The organism is Streptomyces sp. NPDC059851 (genome assembly GCF_042732005.1).
In the GTDB taxonomy this organism is placed as follows: domain Bacteria; phylum Actinomycetota; class Actinomycetes; order Streptomycetales; family Streptomycetaceae; genus Streptomyces.
In genome coordinates, this window is the sequence record NZ_JBHWJJ010000035.1 from 33278 (window position 1) to 59268 (window position 25991).

Sequence of the window (25991 nt, forward strand, 5' to 3'; positions counted from 1 at the left end):
GAGCGCCGCCCGGAGCCGTTGCGTGCCCGCCGCCGTCAGCAGGTCAGGTGGTCGCCCGGGGTCACGCCCAGCAGCGCGGTGAAGTTCCGGTAGGCGTCCACCCGGCTCTGGACCTGTGCGGGGTTGCCGCCGTTGCACTCCAGGGCCCCGTTGATGGAGCGGATCGTCTCGCCGAAGCCGGCGCCGTTCACGATGGCCGCGTGCGCGGTCATCGTGCCCGGGCCGTTCTGGGTGTTCCAGTACCACAGGGCCGTCTTCATGGCGATGGCCGGATCCTGCTCCACCAGGTACGGGTTGGCGAGCAGGTTGATGCCGAGGGCGTCGCCGGCGGCCTTGTAATTGAAGTTCCAGCTCAACTGGATGGGACCGCGGCCGTAGTAGGCGGCCTGTCCGGCCGGGCAACCGTAGGGTCGGCTCGTGTCGCAGTAGTGGGGGTAGTTGGCGGTGTTCTGCTCCACGACGTGGACGAGTCCGCCCGTCTCGTGCGAGACGTTCGCGAGGAAGGCGGCCGCCTCCCGCCGCCGGGTGGTGTAGTCGCCGGTGCCCGCGAAGGCGGGGTACGCGGAGAGCGCCGCAACCAGGCCGTCGTAGGTGTAGAAGGGGTTCCGGTTCGGGAACATCTGCCGGAACTGCGCCTCGGAGACGACGAAGCCGGACGGGTTCCCGTTCCCCGGGTCCGGGTCCTGGCCGCCGCCGGTACTGCAGCCGCCGAGGTCGGACCAGACGCCCCACTGGCCGGTGGTGCCGGGGGTCTCGCCCAGGGTCCACCACTTGGCCCGCCAGTTGTGCCCGGCGTGGGAGGCGTTCGTGCCGCCGGTGTAGACGGTCGAGGAGGTCCACGGCACGGCACAGGCCGTGGCGGTGACGGAGGCGGAGGCCGTGGCGGGGGTGGCGGGGAGGGCGGCCGCGAAGCCCAGGGCGGCGGCCGTTGCGGAGGCGAGGGCGAGGGTGCGGCGGAGTCGACGTATCACGCAACTGCTCCTTGGGTGGGGGGAATCGCCGGTGGGGCGGCACGTTCCGCCACTCAATCCAAAATGGTCTGAACCTGTCAAGGTCTAGACCAAAAGCGGTAGCGGGCGGCGGGCACGGGCGGGGCCCGTACGCGCGGTGTGGCGTACGGGCCCTGCGGGGTGATGCGGTCCAGTGCGGTGCGGGGCGTCCGCGGCCGCGCCGGGCGGGGTCAGCTGCCGGCGGAGAGGTTGCCGGAGAGGACCGGGATGTTGCTGAGGACGTGCGAGAGGGTCTCGTCGCCCTTGGCCTGGGTGGAGTTCTCGGCGCACTGCTGGTTCATCGGGTTGGACGCGACGTTGATGTCCTGGACGCCGATGTTGGCGAGGAGCGCGATCAGGGACTGGGCGTTGACCTTCACCGGCAGGCCGATGCACGGCTTGTTCAGGGTGCCCTGGACCAGGCCGAGCTGCGGGCTCTGCGCACCTTCGGTCTTCTGGTTGCCGTAGATCTGGGCCGAGTCGTTGCCGTTGACGGTGTTGACGCCGTTGTCGTTGCCGATCGCCATCGCCGGGGAGGCTACCGCGGCGCCGGCGGCCAGCACGGAGGCGGTGACCGCGGTGGTGGCCATGAGCTTCTTGAGCATGGGGAAGATCCTTCTGTTGCACTGTCACATGGTGGGTGCCCCCGGCGGGACGAGCTGATCAACTGCCGCCCGGGCCGGGGGTTATCCCCTGTCACCCGACTGGCCGAGCGCACGGCCCGCGCGCGCATTCCTGCACCCGGACAGCACGAAGTCCCGGCCCCCCGAGGGGGACCGGGACTTCGCGGGTGCACTTCGCTTGACCACCGTGTCCAACGACGGCCCGCGCGGAAGGTCACCCTGTGGCCGCCCCCTGCTCCTGTTGAGCCGTACGGTGCTGGTGCACCCGCAGCTGCAGCGTGGCGAGGTCCAGCAGCGGTGTGGGGACGGCCAAGGTCCGTGCGCGGGCGACCAGGTCACCGAGGACGTGTTCGACCTCGGTGGAGCGACCGGCGAGCACGTCCCGGTACAGGGACGGGGTGAGCCGCGATCCGGCGGTGGTCACCGTCTGCGTGGTGAAGGCGAGTTCGGACTCCGGTACGGGGTACCCGGCGGCCGCCGCGACGGCCGCCGCCTCCGCGAGCAGGGCCCGGGCCAGTTCGGTGCCGCCGGGAACGGCGTTGAACTCGCCGACGGAGCCGCGCATCAGACACGTGGAGGCGCAGAGGGCGGTGATGAAGACCCACTTGTGCCACATGGCGGCGGTGATGTCCGGGACGTCGGGGCTGTCGATGCCGGCCCCGGTCAGCAGGGCGCGTACGGCGTCCACCCGGGCCGAGGGTGCGCCGTCGAGTTCACCGGTGAGGACCGCGGACGGCGGCGCCATGCGCACGATGTCCCCGTGCTCGTCGAGGGTGGTGACCACCTTGGCGACGCCACCGAGGACCGCCCTGCGGCCGAAGACGTCGGCGAGCCGGTCCAGATGGGCCATGCCGTTGAGCAGCGGCAGGATCGCGGTCCGCGGGCCGACCGCCGGGGCGAGGTCCTTGGTCGCGCGGTCGAGGGCCGTGGACTTCACCGACAGCAGGACCAGGTCGTACGTCTGCGCCAGCTCGTCGGCGGTCACCAGCTGTGGTGCGAGGGCTATCTCCTCGCCGAGCCCGCTCACCCGCAGGCCGCGGGCGCGCAGGACCGCTGCCCGCTGGGGCCGCACCAGGAAGGTGACGTCGTGTCCGGCGCGAGCGAGTCGGGCGCCGAACCAGCCGCCCACGGCGCCGGCGCCGACGGTCAGGATTCTCATGCGGGAGAGCCTTTCGTGAGGGGCAGCGGCGTCAGGAGCCGGTGCGGTTGGTGGAGGGCCGCGGTGACGGGGTCGTCGTCCTCGGACGGCGGCGCCAGTCCGGGGCCGGGGGCGACGAGGAGGTCGGCGGCCCCGACGACGGCGCCGCAGCCGGTGCAGCGGCCGTCGGGGGTGACCGGTTCCCCGTCGTCGGCGTGCAGGTAGACCCTGCGCGGCCCGCCCGGGGCCGGCTGGTGCTCCTCGCCCCACAGGGACAGGGACCGGACGACCGGCCAGAGGCGAACGCCCTTCGGGGTCAGGACGTACACCGCCCGGCGGCCGTCCGCGGGTACCCGGTCGAGGACGCCGGCCCCGGTCAGCACGGCGAGCCGGTCGGTGAGCACCGCGCGCGGGATGCCGAGGTGGCCGGCGAAGTCGGCGAAGCGCCGGACCCCCAAGAAGGCATCCCGCACGATCAGCAGGGTCCAGCGCTCGCCTACCACCTCCATGGCACGGGAGAGGGCACAGGTCTGGCCCTGGTAGTGGCGGGGCAACGTCATGGACCCACCCTACCCGCTGAGTTCGGTGACCGAACCATACTCGGGGCGGGTTTCCGGTTCCTCCGCTCAGACGGTGAAGGGCTTCTGGCCGAGGAATTCCGGTGACGGGCTGCCCGTCGTGTGGAAGTTCGGCACCTGCGAACGCGGCAGCCGGTCCTTGATGCTGCGGTGGAACTCCTGGTAGCCGCCGTCGAAGGCGCCCTCGTCCCACACGCGCAGCAGGGCTCCGGTGAACGCTCCGTTCGCCCTGCCGTCCAGGGCGACCTGATGGTCCTGGCAGGCGGAGATGAGCACGGTGCCGGGGCCCGCGCCGTTGCCCTCCTTCCTCAGCTCGCGCTGGAGGTTCTGGTAGAACTCCTTGTTCTGCTCGAACACCTGCTGCTGGCGCAGCACGGGCATGACCCTGGGCGTCGCCTCGCCGTTCCCCTCGCCGGCGGCCGGAACCTCCGTCGCGGTGCCGCTGTGGCAACAGTCGAGCAGGGTGAAGATGCGGACCCCGGGGGAGAACCGGCGGAACTCGCGGTTCAGTTCGTCGTCGAGGAACTGGCGGTCGTAGAACACCAGCGTCTCGTCGAGCTCGTCCGGTTCGTCGCCCTCGGCGTCGGGCATTTGGCTGCCGTGGCCGGAGTAGGTGAACAGCAGGATGTCGCCGTCCTTGAGCTTCTTGGCGGCCTTGCGCAGCGCGGCCGTGATGTTGTCGACGGTGCCCTGCTGGGTGAGCAGTACCGTCTCCTCGAACCCGGCCGCGCGGGCCACTGCCGCCATGTCGTGGGCGTCGTTCTCGCACGCCATGAGCTGTCCGTCCCAGCCGTTGTACTTGGCGGGGTCGACCTTGTTGAGTCCGATGTGGATGGACAGGCCGTGGGGCATGGGGTCCTCCTCGGTGCGGGGATGGGGATACCTCGGGATGGGTTCCGCGGCAGGAGGGCGGCCGAACCCCGCGGCGCGCAGCGACCCCCGATCGGGCCTCCCCGGCGCGGACGGCGGGCGGGCGTCCGAATGCGTGACCCGCCGGGGCCGCGACCGCGCGCGACGGCACCCGTCCTGCCGCCGTGTGAGTTGACCGGTCAACATTCAAGCGGAGCAATGCCGCGACCAACTGGCGGCCTCCCGTTGCCCGGCCAATACTGGCGGTGACCGGCATCCGTGCTCCGGCGCGGGAGGCGCTATGGAACCCCGGATCGTCTACGTCCACGGCAATGGGGACAAACCCCGCGAAGAACTCCTCAAGTCCCAGTGGGACAAGGCGCTCTTCGGCATCGACATGGGCAGTGGCTCGCGCATGGCCTACTGGGCGCCGCTGCTCCATCCGGTCCCGCTGCCCGACGGCCCCGACCTCCTCGACGGGGCTGCCGCACCGGCCGAGGAGGCCCGGGAGGCGGTGGCGCCGGCCGTGGAGGCGACCGAGGAGTTCGTCGCGCGGACCCTCGCCGAGGCGCGCGCCGACACGGCGGAGCACACCGAGCGCGCCGGCAGCACCGGCGAGGCCGCCCCCGCAACCGGGACCGGAGTCGGAGCCGGGGTCGGGTCCGTGACGGACGAGCCCCTGGCCGGCTGGCTGCGGGACATGGGCTACCTCGCCGAGGCGCTCGCCCAGGACGGCGGCCCGCCGCCCGAAGCGGCCGGCGGGCCGAGAGTGCTCCCCCTGCCCGCGTTCGCCCGCACCTCGCTGTTCCGGCTGCTGGTCAGGCACACCTTCAAGGACGTGCACGCCTACTTCTTCGGCGGTGCGGGGCCCGCCATCCGCGACGTGGTCCGGCAGGCCCTCGACGAGGCGCGGGAGGGTGCCGCCGGCGGCCCGCTGGCCGTCGTCGGCCACAGTCTCGGAAGCATCGCCGCGTACGAGGTCCTGGCCGAGGAGCCGCGCGGCGTCGACCTGTTCGTGACCATCGGCTCGCCGCTCGCGATCACCGAGATCCAGGACGTACTGGCCGGGCCGCCCGGGGTCCCCGCCGGGGTCGCCGTGTGGCGCAACGCCTCGGACCTGCGGGACCTGGTGGCGATGGACCACACCCTGCGCCCCGAGTACGCCCCGGTGCACCTGGTCTCGGACCACCTGGTCCTCAACACCAGTGGCACCCACCACGGGGCGCGCGAGTACCTCGCGACGGGCCCGGTGCGGGAGCCCGTCCGTGCGCTGTTCGGCGGCCTTGCCACGTAGCAAACGCGGTGAAACCATGACAGGTATCGCCAGTCGATCCGTCTGCTGCCCCGCGCGGGCAGCCTGGTAGGTGCGGTATGCCGCTCAGGGACACGGAATGGATCCTGGTCACCGAATGGGTGCGGGACCACCTCCTCGACACCCCGGACCCCCACAACCGGCTGACCGGGCGTGGGTTCTCCCGGAAGTTCGTCGGTTCCCTGGAGCTGACCCCAGTGGCCCAGGTGAACGCGGAGAACCTCGTCCGTGCATCGCGGGGGACCATCGACTCCCAGGTGTTCCTGCTCGGTGTCCTGGTCGTCCTCTCCGACCTGGTCGTCCTCCCGGACATAGAGAAGGCCAGGGAGTTCCTGGCCAGGCTCGAGGAAGACCGGCGGGTCCACGTCTCGGATCAGGACCCCTTCCTCGCCGGCCTGCTCAGGAGCGGCGCCGAGGTGTTCGTCGACCGTGCAGACCTGCGCGAACGGTTGAGGGAGTTCCTCGCCGACCCCGAACTGACCGTGCTGGCCGTCGACGGCGAACCAGACAGCGGCCGCTCGTACACGTACAACCTCATCCGCTACCTCGGCCAACACTGCGGCTTCCGGCCGGTGCGCATCACCCTGACGCAGACCATGACCGCCGCGCAGGTGATCCGGCGGCTCGGCGGGTACGTCATGGACTGGCGCGACCCGGCATCGCTGTTGAACGCAGCACAGTTGAACGATCCACAGTCCTGGATGGACGACGCCGTCCACGAGCTCATCGCCCGCGCCACGATGGTGCCGGAACGGCTGTGGTTCGTCCTCGATGACTGCGACCGGCTCGACGCCGGCTCCGACGTCTGGGACTGCATCGGACGACTGGCCCAGGCCGTCTTCGACTCGGCCCCGGGGCCGGACGAGACCGTGCCCCGACTCGTGCTGCTCGGCTACGGGCCGACCATGCCCCAGCTGCCGTACGACGTCCGCAAGAACGTGTGCCAGGACACGGCGCGCACGGCCGGCCCGGACGATGTCGAGGCGTTCTTCCGGCAGTTCTTCACCGATCCGCCGGTATCGGACGACGAGGCCGAGCTCGCCGCCCTGGTCGAGCTGTCCGCCACGGCGGTCGTGGACGCCGCACAGGCGCCCGGGGAGGGCAGCTACATGCGCAGACTGTGCGAGGCTGCCGAGACGGTCGTGCGGACGCACCGCTCCCTGAGCCCCGGCGAGGACTTCGCCACACGGCTGCACGGGCAACTGCTCACCGGGACCGGCGCGCAGCCGGCCGCGCCCGTCCCGGACACCGGCCGCGCCTATCGGGAGGCCGCCTGCTTGCTCACCGGGTTCGACCCGGCGCAGCTGCGGCTTCCGGGCGAGGCCGCGCCCACCGGCGGGGCGCGGCTGGAGCTGGTCCAGGACTGCACGGTCCTGACCCTGCGCCCCGCCCCTCGCTGGACGCTGAAGGAAGAAGTCCGCCAGGCGGCGCTGCGGGGGCTCGCCGGCCCGGAGGCGGCCCGCCGAGTCCTGGAGGCCAACCTGGACCTGGTCCCCGAGGGGCCCGGTCCGGAACGGATCGCCCTCGCCTTCCTCTCCGGCGAGCCGCCGGAGCGGGACACGGGGACGGCCGACGGCGCCGACGAGGACCCCGACGTGCTCGTCGACACCCTGCTGGCCGTCCTGTGGCTGGCGCAGGTCCCGGGCACGACCGGCCTTCCGGACCCCGAGCAGGTGCAGCGGCGGCTGGAACGGGCCCGCCTGCTCCAGCCGCTCCGGCACCTCGTGCGGAAACCCTTCTGCGGCCGTGCCGCCGAACTGGAGCAGCTGCGCGCGTACGCACTGGACGACACGGGCGGCCCCGTCGAACGGCCCCCCTTGCTGATCCACGGGCTCGCCGGCATCGGCAAGAGCACTCTGCTCGCCACCTTCCTCCTCAACATCCGCGACGACGTCCCGGGCGGCTTCCCCTTCGCCTACATCGATTTCGAGCGGCCCACCCTCTCGGTCCACGAGCCGGTCACCCTGATCGCGGAGGCGGCCCGGCAGCTCGGCATCCAGTACCCCGACCATCGCGCCGCGTTCGACGCACTGGCCGGAGAGTGCGAGGAGACGGCCCGCACCCAGCGGGAGGAGCAGAACGAGGTCGACGAGCTGTACAAGGTCTCCACCACCCGCTCGGGGGCCGGGCGGGCTTCGGCGGAGCGGTTCAACACGCTGGCGCGGGAACGCGAGACGGCCCTGATCCGCAGGGGCGCGGAGCTGGTCCGGCAGGCCGTGGGCGCCTCGCCCGGCACCCCCGACCCGCCCCTGGTGATCGCCGTCGACTCCTTCGAGGCGGCCCAGTACCGGGCGAACCCGGTACTCGGCCGACTGTGGGCCATGTGGGTGGCCCTGCAGGAGGCGTACCCGAGGCTGCGCTGGATCGTCGCGGGCCGGGCCCCGGTCAACCACCCTTCCCAGGCCACCGAACCGTGCATCATCGCCCTCGGTGAACTCGAACCGGACGCAGCAGTGGAACTCCTGACGACGTGCGGCATCGAGGACCCGTCCGTGGCCCGCATGCTGGCCGAGAGGGTCGGCGGGCATCCGCTCAGCCTGAAACTGGCGGCGCACGCGGCCGTGGCGGAGCAGTGGGCGGGCTCGGTGCGCGAGCTGATGGAGAGCCTGGACGGGCTGCCCGCCGCGCGCCGGGGCTTCCACCACGACGTCGACCGGACGGTGGTGCAGGGCGCTCTCTACGACCGCATCCTGAAGCGCATTCCCAAGCCGGACGTACGCGCCCTCGCGCAGGCGGGCCTGGCGCTGCGGACGATCACCCCCGCGCTGATCCGCGAGGTCCTCGCCGAGCCCTGCGGGCTGTCGGTGGCCTCCGGCGAGGAGGCGCGCCGCCTCTTCGGCGGGCTCGCCCGGCTCGACCTGATCGAGCCGGCCGGTCCCGGCGCCCTGCGGCACCGCTCCGACCTGCGCTCGATCCTGCTGCGGCAGGCGGACAGCGCACGCACCGGACTCATGCGCAGCGTCGGGCAGCGCGCCGTGGCGTACTACGCGGCCCAGGAAGGGCTGGCGGCGCGCGCCGAGGAGATCTACCACCGGCTGCGCCTCAACGAGAATCCGCGCGCGGTGGACGAGCGCTGGCAGCCCGGCGTGGAACGCCACCTCGGCAACGCGATCGAGGACATGGCGCCCCGGTCGGCCGCATTCCTGAGCGGGCACCTCGGCGGCCACACGCCGGAGGGGGTGCTGCACGGCGCCGACCAGGAGGACTGGGAGGAAATCACCGCCAAGGAAGTCGACGACCTGCTCAGACAGGACCTGACCGAGGAGGCCGCGGCCAGGCTCGCGGAGCGCCGCCCCTGGACCCCGGGCAGCCCCCTTTACCCGCTCCTCGCCACCACCCTGGAGCGCCGCGGGCAGCTCGAGGAGGCCAGGGCCGTCGCGGAAGGGGCCGCGGACATCGCGGAGGAGGCCCGGGACGCCGACGCCCAGCTCGAACTGCTGCAGCTGTGCGGCCGTCTCGCCGAGCAGGACGACGACCTGGGGGAGGCCGAACACGACTTCGCCGAGGCGGAGGCCCTCGCGACCGCACTCGGCCGGCCTTTCGAGGCGATGGGCGTCATGCTCGACCGGGCCGGGGTGACCCTATCGCCCGAGCGCACCGCGGAGATCCGCGACGGGCTTGCGCAGCGCCTGCGGATGCTTCCCGACAAGGCCCTGGCCGAACACCCGGTCCTGGTCCGGAACGTCGCCGCCGCGGTGGGACGGTGGCACCCGGAGGCCCTGGACCGCGTCCTGAGGGGGGTGGGCCTGCCGGAGGTCGGCGACAGCGCCCTGGACGCCCTCGCCGAGAGGATCGACGGGGCCGTCGCCCGTCAGCCCGATCTGGGCCCCGCCCTGGGGGAGATCCTCCGGGATGCGGCCGACCCCGTGAACGCCGCGCACGTGAGCACGACCGGGGACCTGCGCGAGGCCCGCAGCCGCGGCTACCTCGACGAGCTCGCCCGGCGCCTGCTCGTGCTGCGGGACCCCAGCGGTGAACTCGTCGCCGGCGTGGCGGCCGCGATGGGCTCCGGCACCCCCGTCGACGCCCTAGGGAAAGGGGACCGTCGCGGTCCGGCGGCCTCCATGGCGGTGGCACCGGGTCCGCCCGACACTCCGACGACCCCAGTGGAAAGGAACGGCCCCCGAGCGGCCTGAGCCGGTATGAGCGACGCCTACCTCACCTCGGACGAGGTCTTCAAGCTGTACGAGGCCGCCCTGGAAGCGGGCCTGGCCGAGCCTGCGGCCCGAAACCTCCTGTTCAGCGGCATCATGCCCAAGTACAAGGCGGTGCTGCCGCTCCTGGCGGCCCCCGGTATGCAGGTGCAGTCGGACCTGAACGAGATGAACCAGGTGGAGCGGCTGGTCGACAGCACGGTCCCGCTGGAGGTCTGGCTGCGCAACGCCGTGGCCCAGACCACCCAGGCGGGTCCCCGGGCCGTGTTCCAACGCGCCCTGGACGAAGTGGTGCGCGACTCGGCCGGCGAGCCCGACGTGCCGGCGCCCCGGCTGGCCTGGGAGACCAAGGAGGAAGTCGTAGCGCTCGACGACACCGTGCCCTTCGAGTTCCTCCCGGACGGTGCCCTGGCGGGCGCCTCCGTGGCCCGGATCAAGGTGCCCCCCTTCCAGGGCGGTGCCCCGCTCCAGCCGAACGGCTATCCGCATTCGGGGACGGGCTGGCTGATCGCCCCGGGCCTGCTGATCACCAACCACCACGTGGTGACCGCCCGGACCCGTACGGCCGCCGGCCAGGCCGCCGTGGATCCGGCGGACCTGGCGCTCCAGGCCAGGAACTCCCGCTCCCGGTTCGACTACGGTGCAGCCGAGACGGAGACCGAGGAAGTGGCGGCGGAAAGCCTGCTCGCCTCGGACCCGGACCTGGACTACGCGGTCCTGCGGCTCGCCGGCCAGGCGGAGCGGCCCGGTCTGCGGGTGGCCACCGAGCCGCTGGAGGTCGTACCGGGGGAGACCGTGGCGGTCAACATCATCCAGCACCCCGGGGGCCAGCCCAAGCGGGTCGCCCTGCGCAACAACTTGGTCTTCGAGACGAACGCGAAGGACGTGCGCTACTTCACCGACACCCGCGGCGGCTCCTCCGGCTCCCCGGTCCTCACCGACGACTGGCGGGTCGTGGCGCTGCACCGCGGGGCGCGACGCGTCGAGAACGTCGTCTACCAGGGCAAGTCCGAGGCGTTCGTCAATGTCGGAACCCAGATGAGCAGCGTCATGCGCCACCTGGCGGAGCACAGCCCGGAGGTCCACGCCGAGATCGCGGCCGCGCAAGCGGCGCTCGGCGGGCAGAGCGGGCCGGAGGTGTGAGATGAGCGGACGGTCACCGGTGGCGACCGGCGCCGAGCAGGTCTTCGGTGACCTGCGCGCGGTCGCCGAGCGGGTCCGCCAGAGCCTGGGGGCGGCCCGGGAGGCGGAGGCGGAGATCCTGGAGTCCGCGGCGGGCGTTCCCTCGGGGCGGGCGCCGGGCGCCGAGATCGGCGGCTTCGCCCTGCGGGAGCGGGCGCGGGTGCTGGAGGCCGGTGCCAGGGGGCTGGAGAAGCTCGCCGCCGGCCGCGCCGACGAGGTGGACGAGGACGAGTACTTCGGCGTGGAGGCGATCGTCCTCCTCGAAGGCCGGCCCGCCATCCTCGTCCAGGGGCAGGACTTCCCGGCGCAGCCCGGTGACTGGGCGGTGCTCGACGGCCACCGGGACGGCATCCGCAACTCGATCGCCCGGGTGGGCAGGGTGGACGTGGTCGGGCATCCGCGACTGGAATGGGTGGGGACCGCCTTCCTCGTCGGCCCGGACGTGGTGATGACCAACCGCCACGTCGCCGACGAGTTCGCCCGCGAGGACGGGACCGCATGGTCCTTCCGTCCGGGGGTGACCGCCCGGCTGGACCTGGCCGAAGAACTGTCCGCCGTGCCCGGGGACGGCTCCATGGAGTTCGAGGTCACCGAGGTGATCGGCATCCACCCCGAGGTGGACCTGGCCCTGCTGCGCGTGGAGACCGATGGCGACGACCGGGCCCCCGCCACCCCCCTGGCCGTGGCGGCCGATCCGCCCGCGGACATCCCCGGCCGGCCGGTGTACGTCGTCGGCTACCCGGCGGAGGACAGCCGGCGCAACGAGCCGGAGGCCATGCGCCGGATCTTCATGGACGTCTACAACGTCAAGCGGCTCCAGCCCGGCACCACGACCAAACTGGTCCGTGAGCGGCTCACCGTGAACCACGACTGCTCCACCCTGGGCGGGAACAGCGGCTCCCCGGTCTTCGACCTGGCCGACCACCGCGTCCTGGGCCTGCACTACGGCGGCCGCTACGGCTTCGGCAACTGGGCGGTCCCGCTGTGGGAGATGGTGGACGACCCGCTGCTGAGCCGCGCGCAGGTCAACTGGGTGTGACCCGCAGGGCGTCGCCGATCAGGCGGACGGCCCGGGAGAGCCGGCCCAGCTGCTGGAGCTCGACTGCGTACATGCGGATCGAGCTCTCGATGGCGATCTCGGGCACGCCCATCGAGGGGAGTTCGGCGCGGCTGGTCTCCAGAGCGACGCGCACGGCCCGCATCTCGTGCTGCAGTTGGAGCTGCGCGTGCCGGGTCAGCAGGACGGGGTTGCGGGTCAGCGTGGAGTAGGCGCCGTAGCGGGCCGGGAGCAGGTCCCGCAGCCAGCGCATGGCCGTGCGTTCCCAGTCGTGCGTCCCGGGGGCCTTGACCTGGCACGGCCAGTCCGGGCTGAGGGCGGGGGAGAGCGTCTGGCGCATACGTCGCTTCCGAATGGTCGAACTGATCGAGACGTAAGTGGGCGGCGGCCCCGGCCCAGGGGTTGACCGGGGGCCGCCACAAGCGCTCTGGTGGATCCGCTGCCGGGACCGGCACCCGGACGGGGCGTGAGGAGGAGTCGTCCCGCCCGGGTATCCGTTCCGGGAGAACGTAGGGGTCGCTCTCCTTGGCGCGTCTGACGGATCCGGCGCGCTGCTCAGTAAACATATATACCGTCGAGTAAACAAGAGAATGAAAAATTACATACGCCTCGACGGCATGAAAATGCAGGGAGGAAACGGATGAAATCCGACCTAAAGGAAGAAGCCGTGTTGGTCGGCCACCTGCTCGTACCCCTCCAGCCGCGCCTGCGTCCGCTCCGGATCAGCGTCCGCCATCGCCTGCAGCAGGGCCGCTGAGAGCACGCCCGGCGCCGCGTACGAATCGAACACCAGCCGCGCCCCGGTACCGGCGGTCAGCGCCACGTCCGCCTCGTCGACGAGCGGCCCCAGCGTGGTGTCCGTGATCAGCGCGATCTTCAGCCCGGCCGTCCGGGCCGCCCGCAGCGCCGACAGGGTCTCCTTCGCGTGCCGCGGCATGGCGAACGCCAGCGCCCAGGTCCCGCCCGCCTCCCGCGACTGCAGCAGGGCGTCGTACGCCACGCTGCCGCCCCGCGTGACCAGCCGGACATCGGGATGGATCCGGCGCGCCGCGTAGGCGAAGTACTCCGCCAGCGACACCGAGATCCTGAGGCCCAGCACCGTCAGCGGCACCGACCGGGCCAGCTCGCGGCCGATGTCCAGCACCTGGTTGGTGTCTGCGAGGAGGCGCCGCACGTTCTCCAGGTTCTCGATCTCGGCGTCCACCGCCGCCTGGAGCTCGTTGCGACGGTACTGCTCACGGGTCTCCGGCGAGCCCGCGACCGCGCTCAGCGCCATCGGCTGGAGCACGTCGCGCAGGGCCGGGTAACCGCTGAAGCCGAGGGCGGTGGCGAACCGCGTCACCGAAGGCTGGCTGACCCCGACCCGCTCCGCCAGCTCGGTGATCGACAGGAACGCGGCCTCGGTGAGGTGGTCGATCAGGTACTGGGCGATGCGCCGCTGACCGGGCGAGAGGCGGTGGCCGTCGAACAGCCCGCGGACCCGGTCGCCCGGAGCGCGTTCACGGTCGGGCGCCTGCCCGCTCGGCGTGATCGCAGCTGCCTGTGCGCGCGCCTGCTGCCCCGATGACACCGGTGGGCCTCCCTCTCATGTCACTCTTTCTCCAACATAGCTCACGCCCTGTGGTCGGCCGACCGGCCGCGGACGCCCGGTCCGAGCGGTGAGACGCGGCCGGTGTCGCGGCCCCCGGACCTCTGGAAATATGATGAACGCGGCACGGGGCTTCGGCGCAGCACGCCGCGAGAGCCGAGAGCAGGGACGAGCGACGTATGGATGCACCCGGGAGCAGTCCATGAACCCGCGCCGTGCGCCGCGCCGCACCCCGCGGGCACAAAGCGCCGACGACCTGCTGAGCACCCTCGGCCGGCTCACCGCCCGGGCCCGGGCCGGAGCCGAGCACCAGCAGCCCCGCGTGGAGCTCGCCGAGGCGCTCCAGCGCGAGATGCTGCCCGCCGTCCTGCCCGCCCTGCCCGGACTGCGCACCGCCGCCCGATACGCGCCCGCCCGCCACGGCCTGGACATCGGCGGCGACTGGTACGACGGGTTCGGGCTGCCCGAGGGCGCCCTCGCCTTCTCCATCGGCGACGTCCAGGGCCACGACGTGGAGGCGGCCGCCTTCATGGGGCAGGTGCGCATCGGCCTGCGCGCCGTCGCCGCCGTCGTCGACGACCCCGGCGAGGTGCTCGCCCGGACCAACGACGTGCTGCTGTCGATGGGGCGCGAGCTCTTCGCCACCTGCACCCTGCTCCGCTTCGACCCCGACACCTGGGAACTGCACAGCGCCCGGGCCGGCCACGTACCCGCCCTGTGGGCCACCGTCGACGGCCGGTACGGGATGGCCGAGGACGAGGGCGGCCTGCCGCTGGGCATGCTCCCCGGCGCCGGATACGCCGTGACCCGCCGCAAGCTGGACCGGGCCGGATCCATCGTCCTGGTCACGGACGGGGTCGTCGAAGGCCCCTCCTTCCCCGTGGACGAGGGCCTCGAACGCGTGCTCGGGGTCGTCCGCGAGGGCGCGGGCGCGGACCCCGGCGAACTCGCCGCCGAAGTGATGAAAGTGGCCGACTCCACCGGCCACGCGGACGACGCAGCGGTCCTCGTCATCAGCCACAACGCGGGCGGACCCCGACCCCGCTGACCGCTCCCACGGCGCGGCTCCGGACGCCTCGCTGCATACGGCCGCGCCCTCCCCGGCCACCCCGCCGCTGGAGGCGGGCTCGGCCACGACGGTGAAGCACGCCCCCACCGCGTCCTCGGCCGCACGAGGTCCGTCAACAGGCACGCAGAGGAGCCGGACCGTCCTCGAACCGGCCGAGAGGGCGGGCCAGACATCCGTGGCACCGGTCTTCCGGTCGGGGCGTGTCACGACCCGTACCACCACGGGGCTGTTGTCTGATGCTGTGATGCCCACCGTGGACCGGCGACGTCTGCCCGCCGATATTCTCCGGATCCTCGCCGTCGCGGTCGCCTACTGGGCCACCGGGCAGATCGGCCTCCTGCTCAGAGTGACCGTCGAGGGCGCGATGGTCACCCCCCTGTGGCCGCCCACCGGCATCGCCGTCGCCGCGCTGCTCTGGACGGGGCTGCGGGCGGTGCCGGGGATCATGCTCGGCGCATACCTGACCATCCAGCACCTCAGCGGCTTCGATCCCGTCGACACCGCCATCCTCCTCGGCAACACCCTCGCGCCCGTCTGCGCTTACCTGATGCTCCGGCGGGCCGGCTTCCGCCTGGAGATGGACCGGCTGCGGGACGGGCTGGCCCTGGTGTTCCTCGGCGGCCTGCTGCCCATGCTGATCAGCGCGACCGTCGGCACCTCGACGGTCGTCGCCACCGGGGACCTGCCTGTCGGCCAATTCTGGTCCGTGTGGTCGGCGTGGTGGGCCGGCGACGCGATGGGTGTTCTCCTCGTGACCCCGCTGCTGCTCGTCGTGCCGCGGCTGACGATTCCCGACCCCTACCGGGCGGGCGAGGCCGTACTGCTGCTCGCCGCCTGCGCGGCCGTCACCGTCCTCGCCGTCCACAGCGACCTCTCCTTGCTCTTCCTCGTCTTCCCCGTACTGATCTGGGCCTCCGTACGCTTCCAGCACGCCGGGGGAGCACCCTGCGCCCTGCTGGCGTCCGTCATCGCCATCCGCGCGGCGACCGACCAGAGCGGGCCCTTCGCCGCGCACACCCTCTTCGAGATCATGGTCAACCTCCAGGCCCTCAACGGCTCCGCGGCCCTGACCGTCCTCCTGCTGTCCGCCCTGGTCACCGAGCAGAACAACATCCGCGTGAAGATCGAGCTGGTCTGCGAGGAACTCGCCGAAGTGGTCGAACGGCTCACCCCGCGCCGACCCGAGGAGTGATCAGGACGGGCGCGGGCCGCCGGTGTGAGCGACCCGTCGGCGTTGTCAGTGCCAGGACCTAGTTTTGCGCCCATGAGCCGATCCATGCAGGCACTCGCCTACGCACGCCCGTCCGCCCTCAGCTCCTCCCGGGAAGCGCGCCTCCTCGGACTGGAGACCTCCGGCGGACTGACGCCGGTCGGCCCCGAGGCCCACCCGCAGTTCTTCGCCGGGTTCCTGACCTCCCCTCAGGCTGCCGCGCGAGGGCTGTTGGCGGTGGCCGACGTCGCTGCCGCCCGCTACTACCAGCGCACCCTCCGGGCCTCGCTGGACCCGGTCGTCACCGCGAACGGCGACCGGCTGCGGTTCGAGTCCTTCTCCGGCTGCTGCGGAGTGTACGCCCGGCTCGACGTGCTCCCCGAAGGCCTCGACGGCGCGGACACCGGCCACGGAACCACCAACGTCGACGTCAACAACCCGCTGCGCGACGCCCTTTCCCGGCTGACCGGCGACGAACCGCTCCACCTGCGCGTCGGCCCCGACGAGCTCGCCGTCACCACCCTGGACGGGCCGGTCGTGGAGAAGAAGGTGCCGCTGCCCGACCGTTGGCTGCGCGGGTTCGCCGAATCCCAGGTGGTGTCCGCCGGTTTCGACCTGCGCGCCGAGCTGAGCGCGACCGCGGCCGTACGGTTCCTGCGCGGCCTCCCGCGCAGCTCCACCGCCGGCGCCGCCCGCGGACCCCTGTGGGTCGTCCCCGCCGGTACCACCCTGCGGCCCACCACCCGGCCGGTCCCCGGCGCCGTGTGCCTGCCCGGCCCGGAGCGGCTCGCCGCACTCCACCGGGTCCTGCGGTACGCGACGGGGCTGCGCGTGTACGGGCCCGCGGCCCACGGAGGCGCGGCCACCGCCAGTGCCTGGGAGGTCACCCTCCCCGGCATGCGCCTCACGCTCACCCTCTCCCCGGAGCCCGCCCGCGGGTTCTCCGGCGAGGGCGGCGTCCTGGAGGCGCTCGCCACCGACGACGCGGCCGCCGACGCCGAGCTCGTGTCCGTCCTGCTCGCCTGGGAACCCCGCATCGACACGGCCGACCTCGCCGCAGAGTGCGGGCTGGGCCAGGAACGCGTCCGCGCCGCGCTCGCCCGCCTCGGTACCGCCGGCCGGGTGGGGTACGACGCCGCCGAAGCCGCCTACTTCCACCGGGAGCTGCCGTACGACGCACGTCGCGCGGAGCGCCACAACCCCCGGCTGGTCGCCGCCCGCGCCCTGCTCGCCGAGGACTCGGTCCTCCTGCACGCCGACACCACCGCCACCGTCCTCTCCGGGGAACGCCGCTACCAGGTCCGCGAGGCCGCCACCGGGGTGCTGAGCTGCACCTGCAGGTGGTGGGCGGACTACCGCGGCCGCCGCGGTCCGTGCAAGCACGCCCTCGCCGTCCGCATGGCCCGGCGCGCCGCACCCGCATCCGCCACCGACGTCCTCGCCGCCACCGCCGTTCCGGCCGCCGGAGAAACCCGATGAACACCGACACCATCCGCAACGCCGTCCTCGACGCCGTCCACGCAGGCAGCACCGACCGGCTCCCCGGCCTGATCAAGCACCTACCGGCCGCCGAACGCCGTGCCCTCGTCCCCGAACTCACCGTCCTGCGCCGCGAGATCCGCGACTGGGACTGGAGCCGCCGGGCCGACCGCGAGCGGATACGCCCCGCCCTGCTCGTCGCCGGCGCCGGCTGCCACACCGGCGTCGCGGCGGCCGCCTCCTGGATCGCCGCCCGCGAGCTGCGCGAACCGGGCGGATCCCGGAACGGGGCACTGCTCAAGGTGCTCGCCGACCGCGACCCGGCTTGGCTCGGGGACCTCGCCCACCGCCTCGCCGCCCGCGCCGCCACCGTGGAGGACGACTACCACCTCATCCGTGCGCTGCTGCAGCGGGCCCCGGGAGACTGCCCGCCCCCCGTCGGCGACGCGTTCGTGCAGGTCTGGGCCCAGCAGATGACCTTCGGCGGCCACCGGGGGGCCAGCCGTACGCTGCGCCTCGCGCTGCGCGAGGAGCCGTACGTGCGCGAGCTGGTGCCCCGGCTCTTCGAGACGGCCGAGACCCCCGAAGCCCTCGGCTGGTACAGCACTCCCGGCGTCCCCGGCCGCTGGCCCGCGGAGCTCGCCGCCCTCGCAGCCGAGGGGGCCGTCGAGCGGCGGACGTTGCTCGACGGCTGCCTCGCCCGCCTGCTGCGCGGCGGCCGCCCCGCCGAGCTCAGCTTCTTCACCGACCTCCTCGCCGTCCTCGAACCCACCGGGGACGAACAGGCGGAGCGGACCGCGGAATGGATCGCCCTGGCCGCCGACGCGCACTCCCCGCTCGCCGGCCACGCGCAGCAGGTCCTCACCGGCCTGTTCGAAGCCGGACGGCTGCCCGCCGAGCGGCTCGCCGAGATGTCGGCCGCCGTCCTGTTCCGACCGGAGAAGAAGCTCGTACGCGCCCAGCTGGTGCTCCTCGGCAAGGCGCTGCGGCGGCACCACCACGACCGCTTCGTCCTGCTTCCCGCCGTCGCCACCGCCTTCGGCCACGCCGACACCGCGCTCCAGGAACGCGCCCTCAAGCTCGTCGCCGCCCACCTGCGCCCGGAGGACGACGACCTGCGCACCGAACTCGCCTTCCAGGCCGAACTGCTCGGCCCCGCCCACCGGCGCACGGCAGCCGAACTGCTCGGCGCCGTCGCCGACGCCGCCGACAGCGGGACGCCGTACACGGAGACCCTGCCCGCGGCCCCCGTGCGCCGCCGCCCGGACTCCGCCGCGCAGCTGTCGGTCGCCGGGACCGTCGAACTGGTCGCTGCCGTGGTCACGTCCCGGCGGCCGAGCACCGAGGAGTTCGAAACGGCCTTCGACGCCCTCGTCCGCCATGCCCACCGCGACCGGGCCGCACTCGGTGTCGCCCTGAGCCCGGCGCTGGCCGACCGGCCGTGGATCGGCGACGGCGGATACCACGCGGACCCCGAATGGCTGAGGGGGCTGGAGCTGGTCGCCGCGACCGTGATGGGGTACGTCCGCGCGGCCGACGTGCGCGCGCGCCGCGGCCTGATCGACGACCGGTCGGGCCGGGACTGCGCCCACACCGCCATGGCCGCGGTGACCGCTGCCCGGCTGTACGAGGCTGCCGACCGGATCCTGACGGACCCGCTGCCGTTCCTGCTCGCCACGCCGACCGGGGACACGGGCTCCCTGGAACCGTCGGACCTCGTCGCGCGCCTCGCCGCGTACGGACGCCTGGGCGTGCGACCCGGACCCGCCGACTTCGGCCAGGCGCTGCTGCGCGTACGGCGCGACCCGGAGGCCGCCCCGGCGGCCGCGGCCCTCGGCACGCCCGAGGGTGCGCGCCTCGCGGCCTGGCTGACCGGTGCCGGCGAGTCGCCGCGCACGGTCCGCCGCGTCGAGGAGGCGGCACCGCCGCGGCCCGGCTGGTGGTTCGGCCGTACCAGGGACTCGGCGCGGCGGATCACCGTAGACGTCGAGGAGCGGCGAGTACTGGGCGCGGAGTTCCCGGCCGCCTTCCACCGGCTCGGTCGTGCCTTCTCCGGCACCCCCGACCGCTGCTACCACGGGGACGGCTTGGAGCTCGCGCAGCTCGCGGTCCTGCCCGAGGACCGAGAGGCGCAGGCGGTCATGCTGCTGCCCGAGTTGACCGCCTGCGCCACCATCGAGGAACGCGGTGCAGGTCAGCTGCTGTCCCGGCTGGCCGAGATGGGCGGCCCCGCCGGCCCCGTGCTGCACCTGGCGGTGGCCACCGGCCTCGGTGCCCGGCACGCCGAGGACCGGCTGGCGGCGGTGGACGCACTGCTGGTGCTCGCCGCGCGGGAGGAGCTGGACACCGGGCTGCTCGGGCGGGACCTCGCCGAACTGCTCGGCCTGGGCACGGTCAAGCCCAACCGGCTCGCCGACGCGTTGCGCACGACCGCCGGTACGGGCGCGTACGCGACCACCTGGGCGGTGCTCGCCGGGGCGCTGCCGGCCCTGCTGGTGGACGGCGGCGTGCGCGGGGCGGGGGAAGTGCTGGCCGTGGCCGCCGAATGCGTGGAAGCCTGCGGCGCTGCGGGGCCGGAGCCCGCAGGACTGGCCGGGGCCGCCGGGCGGAGCGGCTCGTCGCAGCTGGTCGCCCAGGCCAAGCGGCTGCGGACGGCGCTCGCGGCGGCGGGCCCTGCCGCGCAGGGTGCCTGACCCGGGGGCGGGACGGGCGCGGCCGCTTGACGGGAGGTCGGGCGTCCGGCCCCGGAACGGGGTCCGCCCGGCAGCGGACGATCGCTGCCGGGCGGAAAAGGGCGGAGGGAGCGGCCTCAGCCCTTGGGGACGCGGATGACGACGGTGCTGCACACCTTGTCGGCGAAGGTCTGCTTCTTGTCGTCCCACAGCGGCCACAGCCAGCCGATGTAGCAGGCCAGGCTGTCGAGCATGTGGGCCAGCCTGCGGACGAACGCCATGCCGAAGCCGAGGGTGTTGCCGTCGGACTCGCGGCGGACGCTGATGCCGACGATCTTCTTGCCGATGGTCTGGCCGGTGGAGCCCTCGCGGTACAGCTGGAAGACGCCCATCGCGAACGCGTACAGGACGCCGATCGTGAAGAAGATGCCGGGCTGGGCGTTCGCCGGGTCCGAGGCGGTGGCGAGGTCGATGAAGCCGAGGGCGTACATGGGGCCGGCGATGATCAGGGCGTCGAGCAGGAGCCCGCCGAACCGCAGGCCCCAGTGGGCGAGCTCGGGCATCCCGGCGCCGGGCATGCCCGGCATGCCCGGGGCGGGGTAGCCCGGGTAGGGGGCGGCCGGCTGCTGCGGGTAGCCGTACTGCGGCGGGACGCCCTGAGCGGGCTGCTGCGGGTAGCCGTACTGCGGGGGCACGCCCTGGGGAGCCTGCTGCGGGTAACCGGGCTGACCCTGCGGGGGCTGCTGGCCGTACGGGTTGTTCGGGTCGCCGAAGCTCATGGCGAAATCTCTCCGGTGTCGGAAATGGGGACGATGCGGGCCGAGTCGAGGAACGATGCCATTTGACCGGTTTGCCCCCCGTGAGCAGCCGCGATGTTGCGGCCAACATCGTTGTCGTTCAATCGACCGCTTGTCCAATCGGTGAGTCTCGGCCAATTTCGCCCGGCGGGTGCGCAGGTGCGCAAAGAGGGTGGCCGAATCCGATGTGCGCGATTCCCGGGGCTATCCGACTCGGTGGTAACTTCCGCGAGTTGATCTTGCCGGTGGCCCGGTCTGTGGCACGGCGATCCCTCGTTCAAGGAAGTCACATTGCACCGCCATTCCCTTTTGCGTACCTCCGCCCTCGCCACAGGTGCAGCCGTATCGGCAGCCGTCCTGGCCCTGTTCCCCGCGGTGCCCGCGGTGGCCGCGCCCGCAGCGGACGGCACCCCGGCACCCCACCTCGACGCCGTCGAGCAGATGCTCCGCCAGGTGTCCCCCGGGCTCGAAGGCCAGGTGTGGGAGCGGACGAGGGGCAACACCTTGGACGCTTCCACGGCGGGCGGCGCCGACTGGCTGCTGCAGACCCCCGGCTGCTGGGGCGACAACACGTGCGCGACCCGCCCCGGAACGCAGCGCCTGCTGGCCAAAATGACGGAGAACATCTCCCAGGCGACGAAGACGGTCGACATATCGACCCTCGCGCCCTTCCCCAACGGCGCGTTCCAGGACGCGATCGTCGCGGGCCTGAAGTCCTCGGCCGGGCGCGGGAACAAGCTCAAGGTGCGCATCCTCGTCGGCGCCGCCCCCGTCTACCACCTGAACGTGGTGCCCTCGAAGTACCGGGACGAACTGGTCGCCAAGCTCGGCCCGGACGCCGCCCGCGTGGACCTCAACGTCGCCTCGACGACCACCTCGAAGACGGCGTTCTCCTGGAACCACTCCAAGATCCTGCTCGTTGACGGCCAGTCCGTCATCACCGGCGGCATCAACAATTGGAAGGACGACTACACGGAGACCACCCACCCGGTCGCCGACGTCGACCTCGCGCTGCGCGGGCCCGCGGCCGCCTCGGCCGGTCGGTACCTGGACGAGCTGTGGTCCTGGACCTGCCAGAACCGGAGCAACTTCGCCAGCGTCTGGTTCGCCTCCTCCAACGGAGCCGCCTGCATGCCCGCGCTGGCCAAGGACCACCCGGCGCCGGCGCCGGCGCCCGCGCAGGACCAGGGGGACGGCGTGCCCGCCATCGCCGTCGGCGGCCTCGGCGTCGGCATCAAGCGGAACGACCCGACGTCCACGTTCCGGCCCGCCCTGCCCAGCGCCCCCGACACCAAGTGCGTCGTCGGCCTGCACGACAACACCAACGCCGACCGCGACTACGACACCGTCAATCCGGAGGAGAGCGCCCTGCGGACACTGATCTCCAGTGCGAACGCGCACATCGAGATCTCCCAGCAGGACATGAACGCGACCTGCCCGCCGCTGCCCCGCTACGACATCCGGGTCTACGACGCCCTCGCCGCGAAGATGGCCGCCGGCGTGAAGGTCCGCATCGTCGTCAGCGATCCCGAGAACCGCGGCGCCGTGGGCAGCGGCGGCTACTCGCAGATCAAGTCGCTGTCGGAGATCAGCGACACCCTCCGCGACCGCCTCGCGCTGCTGACCGGCGACCAGGGCAAGGCCCGTGCCGCGATGTGCTCCAACCTCCAGCTGGCCACGTTCCGCAGTGCGCACAGCCCGAAGTGGGCGGACGGTCGCCCGTACGCGCAGCACCACAAGCTGGTCTCGGTGGACGGTTCGGCCTTCTACATCGGCTCGAAGAACCTCTACCCGGCGTGGCTCCAGGACTTCGGCTACATCGTGGAGAGCCCCGCCGCGGCCGGGCAGCTGAACGAGGAGCTGCTCGCCCCGCAGTGGCAGTACTCCCGTGCGACCGCCACGGTCGACCACGAGCGCGGCATCTGCCAGGCCTGATCCGCGCGCGAACGGACCCGCCCCCGGCCGTGTTCGGGCCGGGGGCGGGTCACGTCGTACCGCGTCGCGCCGGGGGCTGGCGCCGGGTCAGCGGAACAGCATGGAGGCGTCGCCCGCCGCGGTGGTGACCGAGCCGGGGCACAGGAAGCTGCCCGAGACCTTGGCCGCGGTGAAGGCCTGGTTGACGTATTTGCGGGTGGACCCGTCCCGGTTCCAGGTGATGTTGGAGGCCTTGTAGCGGCAGGAGATGAAGCTCTGCCTGCCGGTGATGTCGATGACGTCCGTCTTCGCGGTGCCGGCGGCGTCGTCGAAGGTGAAGACGGGGTTGTTGTTGAGGGCGGCGGTGATGCCGCCGCCGCAGCTCAGGTTGCCCCCGGGGGTGTTGATGGTCGTGCGGTCGACGGTCAGCGTGCTCGGGGGGTTGGCGCTGGTGTGTGCGTTGGTCCAGGTGCAGGCGTTGCCCGCGACCACGATGGTTCCGTCGAGCCGCTGCTCGGCCGAGGGGCCGAGGGCGCTCGCCGGTACGGCGCTGCCGACGAGCAGCGCGGCCGCCAGGGCGGTCACGCCCGGCCAGATGGAGGTCTTCATGCTGGAGCTCCTCTTCGCCACGTCCTGTGGGGGTGTGAAGCGGGGCCTGGGTGGGCCACGCCGGCGTGCACCCGGCGGGCGGAGGCGGTGTCCGCGTACCGGCCGGGGGAGAGAGCTGGTGCGGCGTACGCCACGGAAGGTCCCACGAGGGCCTTCAAATGTCAGGAGCATGCCAGGAATTTGGCCGGATCGGTTCCGTCGGCCACCCTCCCGCCACCCGGGGCACCAGCACAACTCGGCTGCATGATGGGGCATTCGACCAGTGCTCACGAGGACTTCACATGACCCAGCAAGCGTCTGCCGCCCCCCCCGCTTACCTGCCCCTTCGACGAGTCGTTCGCCACCGACCCGCACGCGGTCCACGCCCGGTTGCGCGACGCCGGGCCGGTGCACCGCATCGCGCTGCCCGACGGCTCTCCCGTATGGCTCGTCACCCGTGAGGCGGAGGGGCGCAGCGGGCTCTCGGACCCGCGGCTTTCGGTCAACAAGCGGCATTCCACGACCGGGTTCAGCGGGTTCTCCCTGCCGCCCGCCCTCGACCGCAACCTGCTGAACGTCGACCCCGAGGACCATCTGCGCCTGCGCCGTCTGGTGTCCCAGGCCTTCACCCCGCGCCACGCCGAACGCCTGCGCGCCGGCATCCAGGCCTGCGTCGACGACCTCGTGGCACGGCTCGCGGACCGGATCGCCGCCGAGGGCGAAGCCGACCTGGTGGCGGAGCTCGCCCACCCGCTGCCCCTGCGGGTCATCGGCGCGCTGCTCCGGGTACCGGGAGCCGACCAGGAGCGGTTCGCCGCCTGGGTCGCCTCGATGCTCGCCCCGCGCTCGCGCGAGGACGTCGTGGCCGCGGTCGGCGCCGTCCACCGGTTCCTCGCCGACCTCGTGGCCGAGCGGCGCGCGCACCCCGGCGAGGACCTGCTCTCCGACCTGATCGCCGCCCGTGACGAGGGCGACCGCCTCACCGAGGACGAACTCGTCTCCCTCGCGTTCCTGATCCTCATGGCCGGCAGCGAGACCGTCCAGCACGTCATCAGCGCCGGAGCGCTCACCCTGATGACCCACCCGGACCAGTCGGCCGCCCTTCGCGCGGACCCCGGCCTGCTCCCCGGAGCCGTCGAGGAGCTGCTGCGCCACACCTCCCCCCACCAGACGGCGATCCGTCGCTTCCCCACCGAGCCCGTGGAGATCGGCGGCGTCCGGATCCCAGCCGGCGACACGGTGCTGTTCGGCCTCGCGTCCGCGCACCGGGACCCGGCCCGCTACCCGGACCCGGACCGCTTCGACCCCACCCGCCCGGACAAGGCCCACCTCGCGCTCGGCCACGGCCCGCACTACTGCCTGGGCGCCCCGCTGGCCCGCCTCCAGATCGGCGTCGCGCTGGGCACCCTCCTGGAACGGCTCCCGGACCTCCGCCCGGCCCGTCCGCTCGCCGGACTCCCGTGGGCCGCCACGTTCCGCTTCCACGCCCTTCGGGCCCTGCCGGTGACCTGCCGCCCGTAGGCCGGACGGCCCGCACGTACGCCGGACGCCGGCCGTGCACCCGTACGGCAGCGGGCCGGTGAGTCAGCCGCGCGTGAGTCCGATGGCGGACGGCGGGCCCGCGTGCGGATGCGGGCCCGCCCGTCCCGTCGGAGGCTGGGCGCATGCACCATGCGCCGATCGTCGTCCACCGGATCGCGCCCGCGGGCGGCCGCCGGGTCTCGCTGCGGGCCGAGGGACAGGACTCCATCCTGGGCCTGGCCCGCAGCGACGCCGACGTCATCGAGTTCCTGCGCCGGGCCGGCGTACCCGATCCCGACGACCTCGTCCTCGGCGACTCCCCACTGATCGAATGGATGACCGACGATCCGCACGCCTACGAGGCGGAGCCCTCGGACACCGACATCCCCTGAGTCAGCGCCCCGCACCGGGCGAGTGCCCTGCGGCACCATGGGTGGGTGGGCGGCGACACGGTGCGCCGCCGGCGCCCCGACCGGAGGACCCGCAGGAGAGAAGGGGAGCCGATGCTGAAGGACTTCGCCGATCTGTCCACGCCGCTCGTCGCCGACGCGTGCGTGCGCACCGGCCTGCCGTTGCGCGTCGCGCCGCCCGGCATCGGCTCGGTCGCCACCGGGCACCGGATCGCGGGGCCGGCGCTGCCGGTACGCCACTACGGCAGCGTCGACGTGTTCCTGGAGGCGTTGGACGCCGGCCGGCCCGGCGACGTGCTCGTCATCGACAACGGCGGCCGCACCGACGAGGCCTGCGTCGGCGACCTGGCCGTCCTGGAGGCCGCGCAGGCCGGCCTGACGGGCGTGGCGGTGTGGGGGCTGCACCGTGACACGCCGGAGCTGGCGGAGATCGGCCTGCCCGTCTTCAGCTACGGATCCCTCCCGGCCGGTCCCGTACGGCTGGACGAGCGGGAGCCGGAGGCGCTGGCCAGCGCCCGGTTCGGGGCGCACCTGGTGACCGCCGGGGACCTCGTCTTCGGTGATGCGGACGGGGTGTTGTTCCTCGCTGCCGAGCGGGTGGAGGAGGTGCTGGACGCGGCCCGGCGGATCCGGGACGTCGAGCGGGAGCAGGCCCGCAGGATCCGCACGAGCGACAGCCTCCGCCGGCAGACGGCCTTCGGCGATTACCTGGTGCTGCGTGAGGCGGACCCGTCGTACACCTTCCGCCGGCACCTGCGGCGGATCGGTGGCGCCATCGAGGAGTAGGGAGCAGAGCGGCCGGATCGCGGCGTGCCGGGGGTGCGGGACCGGCTAGGATGCACCGCCACCGATCGAGGAGGA

The 25991-nt window shown here is 73.0% G+C and carries 21 protein-coding genes; 12 read left to right on the forward strand and 9 right to left on the reverse strand.

Going from position 1 to position 25991, the window contains the following annotated elements; translation table 11 throughout:
• Positions 1-35: 35 nt before the first annotated feature.
• The 5 genes from ACFV7Q_RS15100 to ACFV7Q_RS15120 form a co-directional block, all read right to left on the reverse strand.
• Complete coding sequence (locus ACFV7Q_RS15100; protein ID WP_385428462.1) at positions 36-971, reverse strand: glycoside hydrolase family 19 protein; 936 nt, start codon at positions 969-971, stop codon at positions 36-38.
• A 209-nt stretch (positions 972-1180) separates the two neighbouring features.
• Positions 1181-1594 carry a rodlin gene (locus tag ACFV7Q_RS15105; protein ID WP_385428463.1) on the reverse strand — a complete coding sequence of 138 codons (414 nt, stop codon included), beginning with the start codon at positions 1592-1594 and terminating at the stop codon, positions 1181-1183.
• 232 nt (positions 1595-1826) lie between these two features.
• A complete protein-coding gene (locus tag ACFV7Q_RS15110; protein ID WP_385428464.1) occupies positions 1827-2771 on the reverse strand; it encodes a ketopantoate reductase family protein in 945 nt (314 codons plus the stop codon).
• Entirely contained in the window at positions 2768-3310 is a 543-nt protein-coding gene (locus ACFV7Q_RS15115; protein WP_385428466.1) for a winged helix-turn-helix transcriptional regulator, read from the reverse strand. The genes ACFV7Q_RS15110 and ACFV7Q_RS15115 overlap by 4 nt, the downstream gene beginning before the upstream one ends.
• 66 nt (positions 3311-3376) lie before the next feature.
• Positions 3377-4180, reverse strand: a complete 804-nt coding sequence (locus ACFV7Q_RS15120; protein ID WP_385428467.1) for a caspase domain-containing protein — start codon at positions 4178-4180, stop codon at positions 3377-3379.
• 298 nt (positions 4181-4478) lie between these two features.
• On the opposite strand from ACFV7Q_RS15120, the gene ACFV7Q_RS15125 reads away from it, so the two are divergent.
• The 4 genes from ACFV7Q_RS15125 to ACFV7Q_RS15140 all read left to right on the forward strand — a co-directional run bounded on the left by ACFV7Q_RS15125 (position 4479) and on the right by ACFV7Q_RS15140 (position 11864).
• A complete protein-coding gene (locus ACFV7Q_RS15125) occupies positions 4479-5471 on the forward strand; it encodes a hypothetical protein (RefSeq protein WP_385428469.1) in 993 nt (330 codons plus the stop codon).
• Between the two features lie 77 nt (positions 5472-5548).
• Positions 5549-9625 (forward strand): AAA family ATPase, encoded by a 4077-nt coding sequence (locus ACFV7Q_RS15130; RefSeq protein ID WP_385428471.1) that lies wholly within the window; start codon positions 5549-5551, stop codon positions 9623-9625.
• Between the two features lie 6 nt (positions 9626-9631).
• Complete coding sequence (locus tag ACFV7Q_RS15135) at positions 9632-10786, forward strand: trypsin-like peptidase domain-containing protein (protein ID WP_385428473.1); 1155 nt, start codon at positions 9632-9634, stop codon at positions 10784-10786.
• Position 10787: 1 nt separating this feature from the next.
• A complete protein-coding gene (locus tag ACFV7Q_RS15140) occupies positions 10788-11864 on the forward strand; it encodes a trypsin-like serine peptidase (RefSeq protein ID WP_385428475.1) in 1077 nt (358 codons plus the stop codon).
• Here the strand turns inward: ACFV7Q_RS15140 and ACFV7Q_RS15145 are convergent.
• Positions 11851-12222: a hypothetical protein gene (locus tag ACFV7Q_RS15145; protein WP_385428476.1), complete on the reverse strand. Its 372-nt coding sequence runs from the start codon at positions 12220-12222 to the stop codon at positions 11851-11853. The genes ACFV7Q_RS15140 and ACFV7Q_RS15145 overlap by 14 nt on opposite strands.
• Positions 12223-12534: 312 nt before the next feature.
• Positions 12535-13452 carry a MurR/RpiR family transcriptional regulator gene (locus tag ACFV7Q_RS15150; RefSeq protein WP_385428478.1) on the reverse strand — a complete coding sequence of 306 codons (918 nt, stop codon included), beginning with the start codon at positions 13450-13452 and terminating at the stop codon, positions 12535-12537.
• Between the two features lie 220 nt (positions 13453-13672).
• On the opposite strand from ACFV7Q_RS15150, the gene ACFV7Q_RS15155 reads away from it, so the two are divergent.
• From ACFV7Q_RS15155 to ACFV7Q_RS15170, 4 genes are all read left to right on the forward strand, one after another.
• Positions 13673-14518 (forward strand): PP2C family protein-serine/threonine phosphatase, encoded by an 846-nt coding sequence (locus tag ACFV7Q_RS15155; protein ID WP_385428480.1) that lies wholly within the window; start codon positions 13673-13675, stop codon positions 14516-14518.
• A 265-nt stretch (positions 14519-14783) separates the two neighbouring features.
• Positions 14784-15731: an MASE1 domain-containing protein gene (locus tag ACFV7Q_RS15160; protein ID WP_385428482.1), complete on the forward strand. Its 948-nt coding sequence runs from the start codon at positions 14784-14786 to the stop codon at positions 15729-15731.
• A 72-nt stretch (positions 15732-15803) separates the two neighbouring features.
• The gene (locus tag ACFV7Q_RS15165; RefSeq protein WP_385428483.1) at positions 15804-17228 is read left to right on the forward strand and encodes an SWIM zinc finger family protein; all 1425 of its coding nucleotides are present in this window, start codon (positions 15804-15806) and stop codon (positions 17226-17228) included.
• Positions 17225-19921 (forward strand): DUF6493 family protein, encoded by a 2697-nt coding sequence (locus ACFV7Q_RS15170; protein ID WP_385428484.1) that lies wholly within the window; start codon positions 17225-17227, stop codon positions 19919-19921. Before ACFV7Q_RS15165 ends, ACFV7Q_RS15170 begins: the two co-directional genes overlap by 4 nt.
• A 116-nt stretch (positions 19922-20037) precedes the next feature.
• On the opposite strand, the gene ACFV7Q_RS15175 is transcribed toward ACFV7Q_RS15170, so the two are convergent.
• Positions 20038-20679 (reverse strand): RDD family protein, encoded by a 642-nt coding sequence (locus ACFV7Q_RS15175; protein WP_385428485.1) that lies wholly within the window; start codon positions 20677-20679, stop codon positions 20038-20040.
• Positions 20680-21006: 327 nt separating this feature from the next.
• On the opposite strand from ACFV7Q_RS15175, the gene ACFV7Q_RS15180 reads away from it, so the two are divergent.
• Positions 21007-22632, forward strand: coding sequence for a phospholipase D-like domain-containing protein (locus ACFV7Q_RS15180; RefSeq protein ID WP_385428487.1), 1626 nt, complete (start codon positions 21007-21009; stop codon positions 22630-22632).
• Between the two features lie 87 nt (positions 22633-22719).
• Here ACFV7Q_RS15180 and ACFV7Q_RS15185 read toward each other — a convergent pair whose 3' ends face one another.
• Complete coding sequence (locus ACFV7Q_RS15185) at positions 22720-23220, reverse strand: hypothetical protein (RefSeq protein WP_385428489.1); 501 nt, start codon at positions 23218-23220, stop codon at positions 22720-22722.
• Positions 23221-23607: 387 nt separating this feature from the next.
• Between ACFV7Q_RS15185 and ACFV7Q_RS15190 the strand changes: the two genes are divergently transcribed.
• From ACFV7Q_RS15190 to ACFV7Q_RS15200, 3 genes are all read left to right on the forward strand, one after another.
• Positions 23608-24720, forward strand: a complete 1113-nt coding sequence (locus ACFV7Q_RS15190; protein ID WP_385428491.1) for a cytochrome P450 — start codon at positions 23608-23610, stop codon at positions 24718-24720.
• Between the two features lie 143 nt (positions 24721-24863).
• Positions 24864-25112 (forward strand): hypothetical protein, encoded by a 249-nt coding sequence (locus ACFV7Q_RS15195; protein WP_385428492.1) that lies wholly within the window; start codon positions 24864-24866, stop codon positions 25110-25112.
• Between the two features lie 111 nt (positions 25113-25223).
• Positions 25224-25916 (forward strand): RraA family protein, encoded by a 693-nt coding sequence (locus ACFV7Q_RS15200; protein WP_385428494.1) that lies wholly within the window; start codon positions 25224-25226, stop codon positions 25914-25916.
• Positions 25917-25991: the final 75 nt, after the last annotated feature.

Excerpts from the sequence above, each read along its gene's own strand:
- ACFV7Q_RS15130 (WP_385428471.1), top strand. The coding sequence starts at position 5,549 with ATGCCGCTCAGGGACACGGAATGGATCCTGGTCACCGAATGGGTGCGG.
- ACFV7Q_RS15165 (WP_385428483.1), top strand. The coding sequence starts at position 15,804 with ATGAGCCGATCCATGCAGGCACTCGCCTACGCACGCCCGTCCGCCCTC.
- ACFV7Q_RS15170 (WP_385428484.1), top strand. The coding sequence starts at position 17,225 with ATGAACACCGACACCATCCGCAACGCCGTCCTCGACGCCGTCCACGCA.
- ACFV7Q_RS15200 (WP_385428494.1), top strand. The coding sequence starts at position 25,224 with ATGCTGAAGGACTTCGCCGATCTGTCCACGCCGCTCGTCGCCGACGCG.
- ACFV7Q_RS15195 (WP_385428492.1), top strand. The coding sequence starts at position 24,864 with ATGCACCATGCGCCGATCGTCGTCCACCGGATCGCGCCCGCGGGCGGC.
- ACFV7Q_RS15160 (WP_385428482.1), top strand. The coding sequence starts at position 14,784 with ATGCCCACCGTGGACCGGCGACGTCTGCCCGCCGATATTCTCCGGATC.
- ACFV7Q_RS15135 (WP_385428473.1), top strand. The coding sequence starts at position 9,632 with ATGAGCGACGCCTACCTCACCTCGGACGAGGTCTTCAAGCTGTACGAG.
- ACFV7Q_RS15155 (WP_385428480.1), top strand. The coding sequence starts at position 13,673 with ATGAACCCGCGCCGTGCGCCGCGCCGCACCCCGCGGGCACAAAGCGCC.
- ACFV7Q_RS15110 (WP_385428464.1), bottom strand. The coding sequence starts at position 2,771 with ATGAGAATCCTGACCGTCGGCGCCGGCGCCGTGGGCGGCTGGTTCGGC.
- ACFV7Q_RS15125 (WP_385428469.1), top strand. The coding sequence starts at position 4,479 with ATGGAACCCCGGATCGTCTACGTCCACGGCAATGGGGACAAACCCCGC.
- ACFV7Q_RS15140 (WP_385428475.1), top strand. The coding sequence starts at position 10,788 with ATGAGCGGACGGTCACCGGTGGCGACCGGCGCCGAGCAGGTCTTCGGT.
- ACFV7Q_RS15185 (WP_385428489.1), bottom strand. The coding sequence starts at position 23,220 with ATGAAGACCTCCATCTGGCCGGGCGTGACCGCCCTGGCGGCCGCGCTG.
- ACFV7Q_RS15145 (WP_385428476.1), bottom strand. The coding sequence starts at position 12,222 with ATGCGCCAGACGCTCTCCCCCGCCCTCAGCCCGGACTGGCCGTGCCAG.
- ACFV7Q_RS15120 (WP_385428467.1), bottom strand. The coding sequence starts at position 4,180 with ATGCCCCACGGCCTGTCCATCCACATCGGACTCAACAAGGTCGACCCC.
- ACFV7Q_RS15175 (WP_385428485.1), bottom strand. The coding sequence starts at position 20,679 with ATGAGCTTCGGCGACCCGAACAACCCGTACGGCCAGCAGCCCCCGCAG.
- ACFV7Q_RS15105 (WP_385428463.1), bottom strand. The coding sequence starts at position 1,594 with ATGCTCAAGAAGCTCATGGCCACCACCGCGGTCACCGCCTCCGTGCTG.
- ACFV7Q_RS15115 (WP_385428466.1), bottom strand. The coding sequence starts at position 3,310 with ATGACGTTGCCCCGCCACTACCAGGGCCAGACCTGTGCCCTCTCCCGT.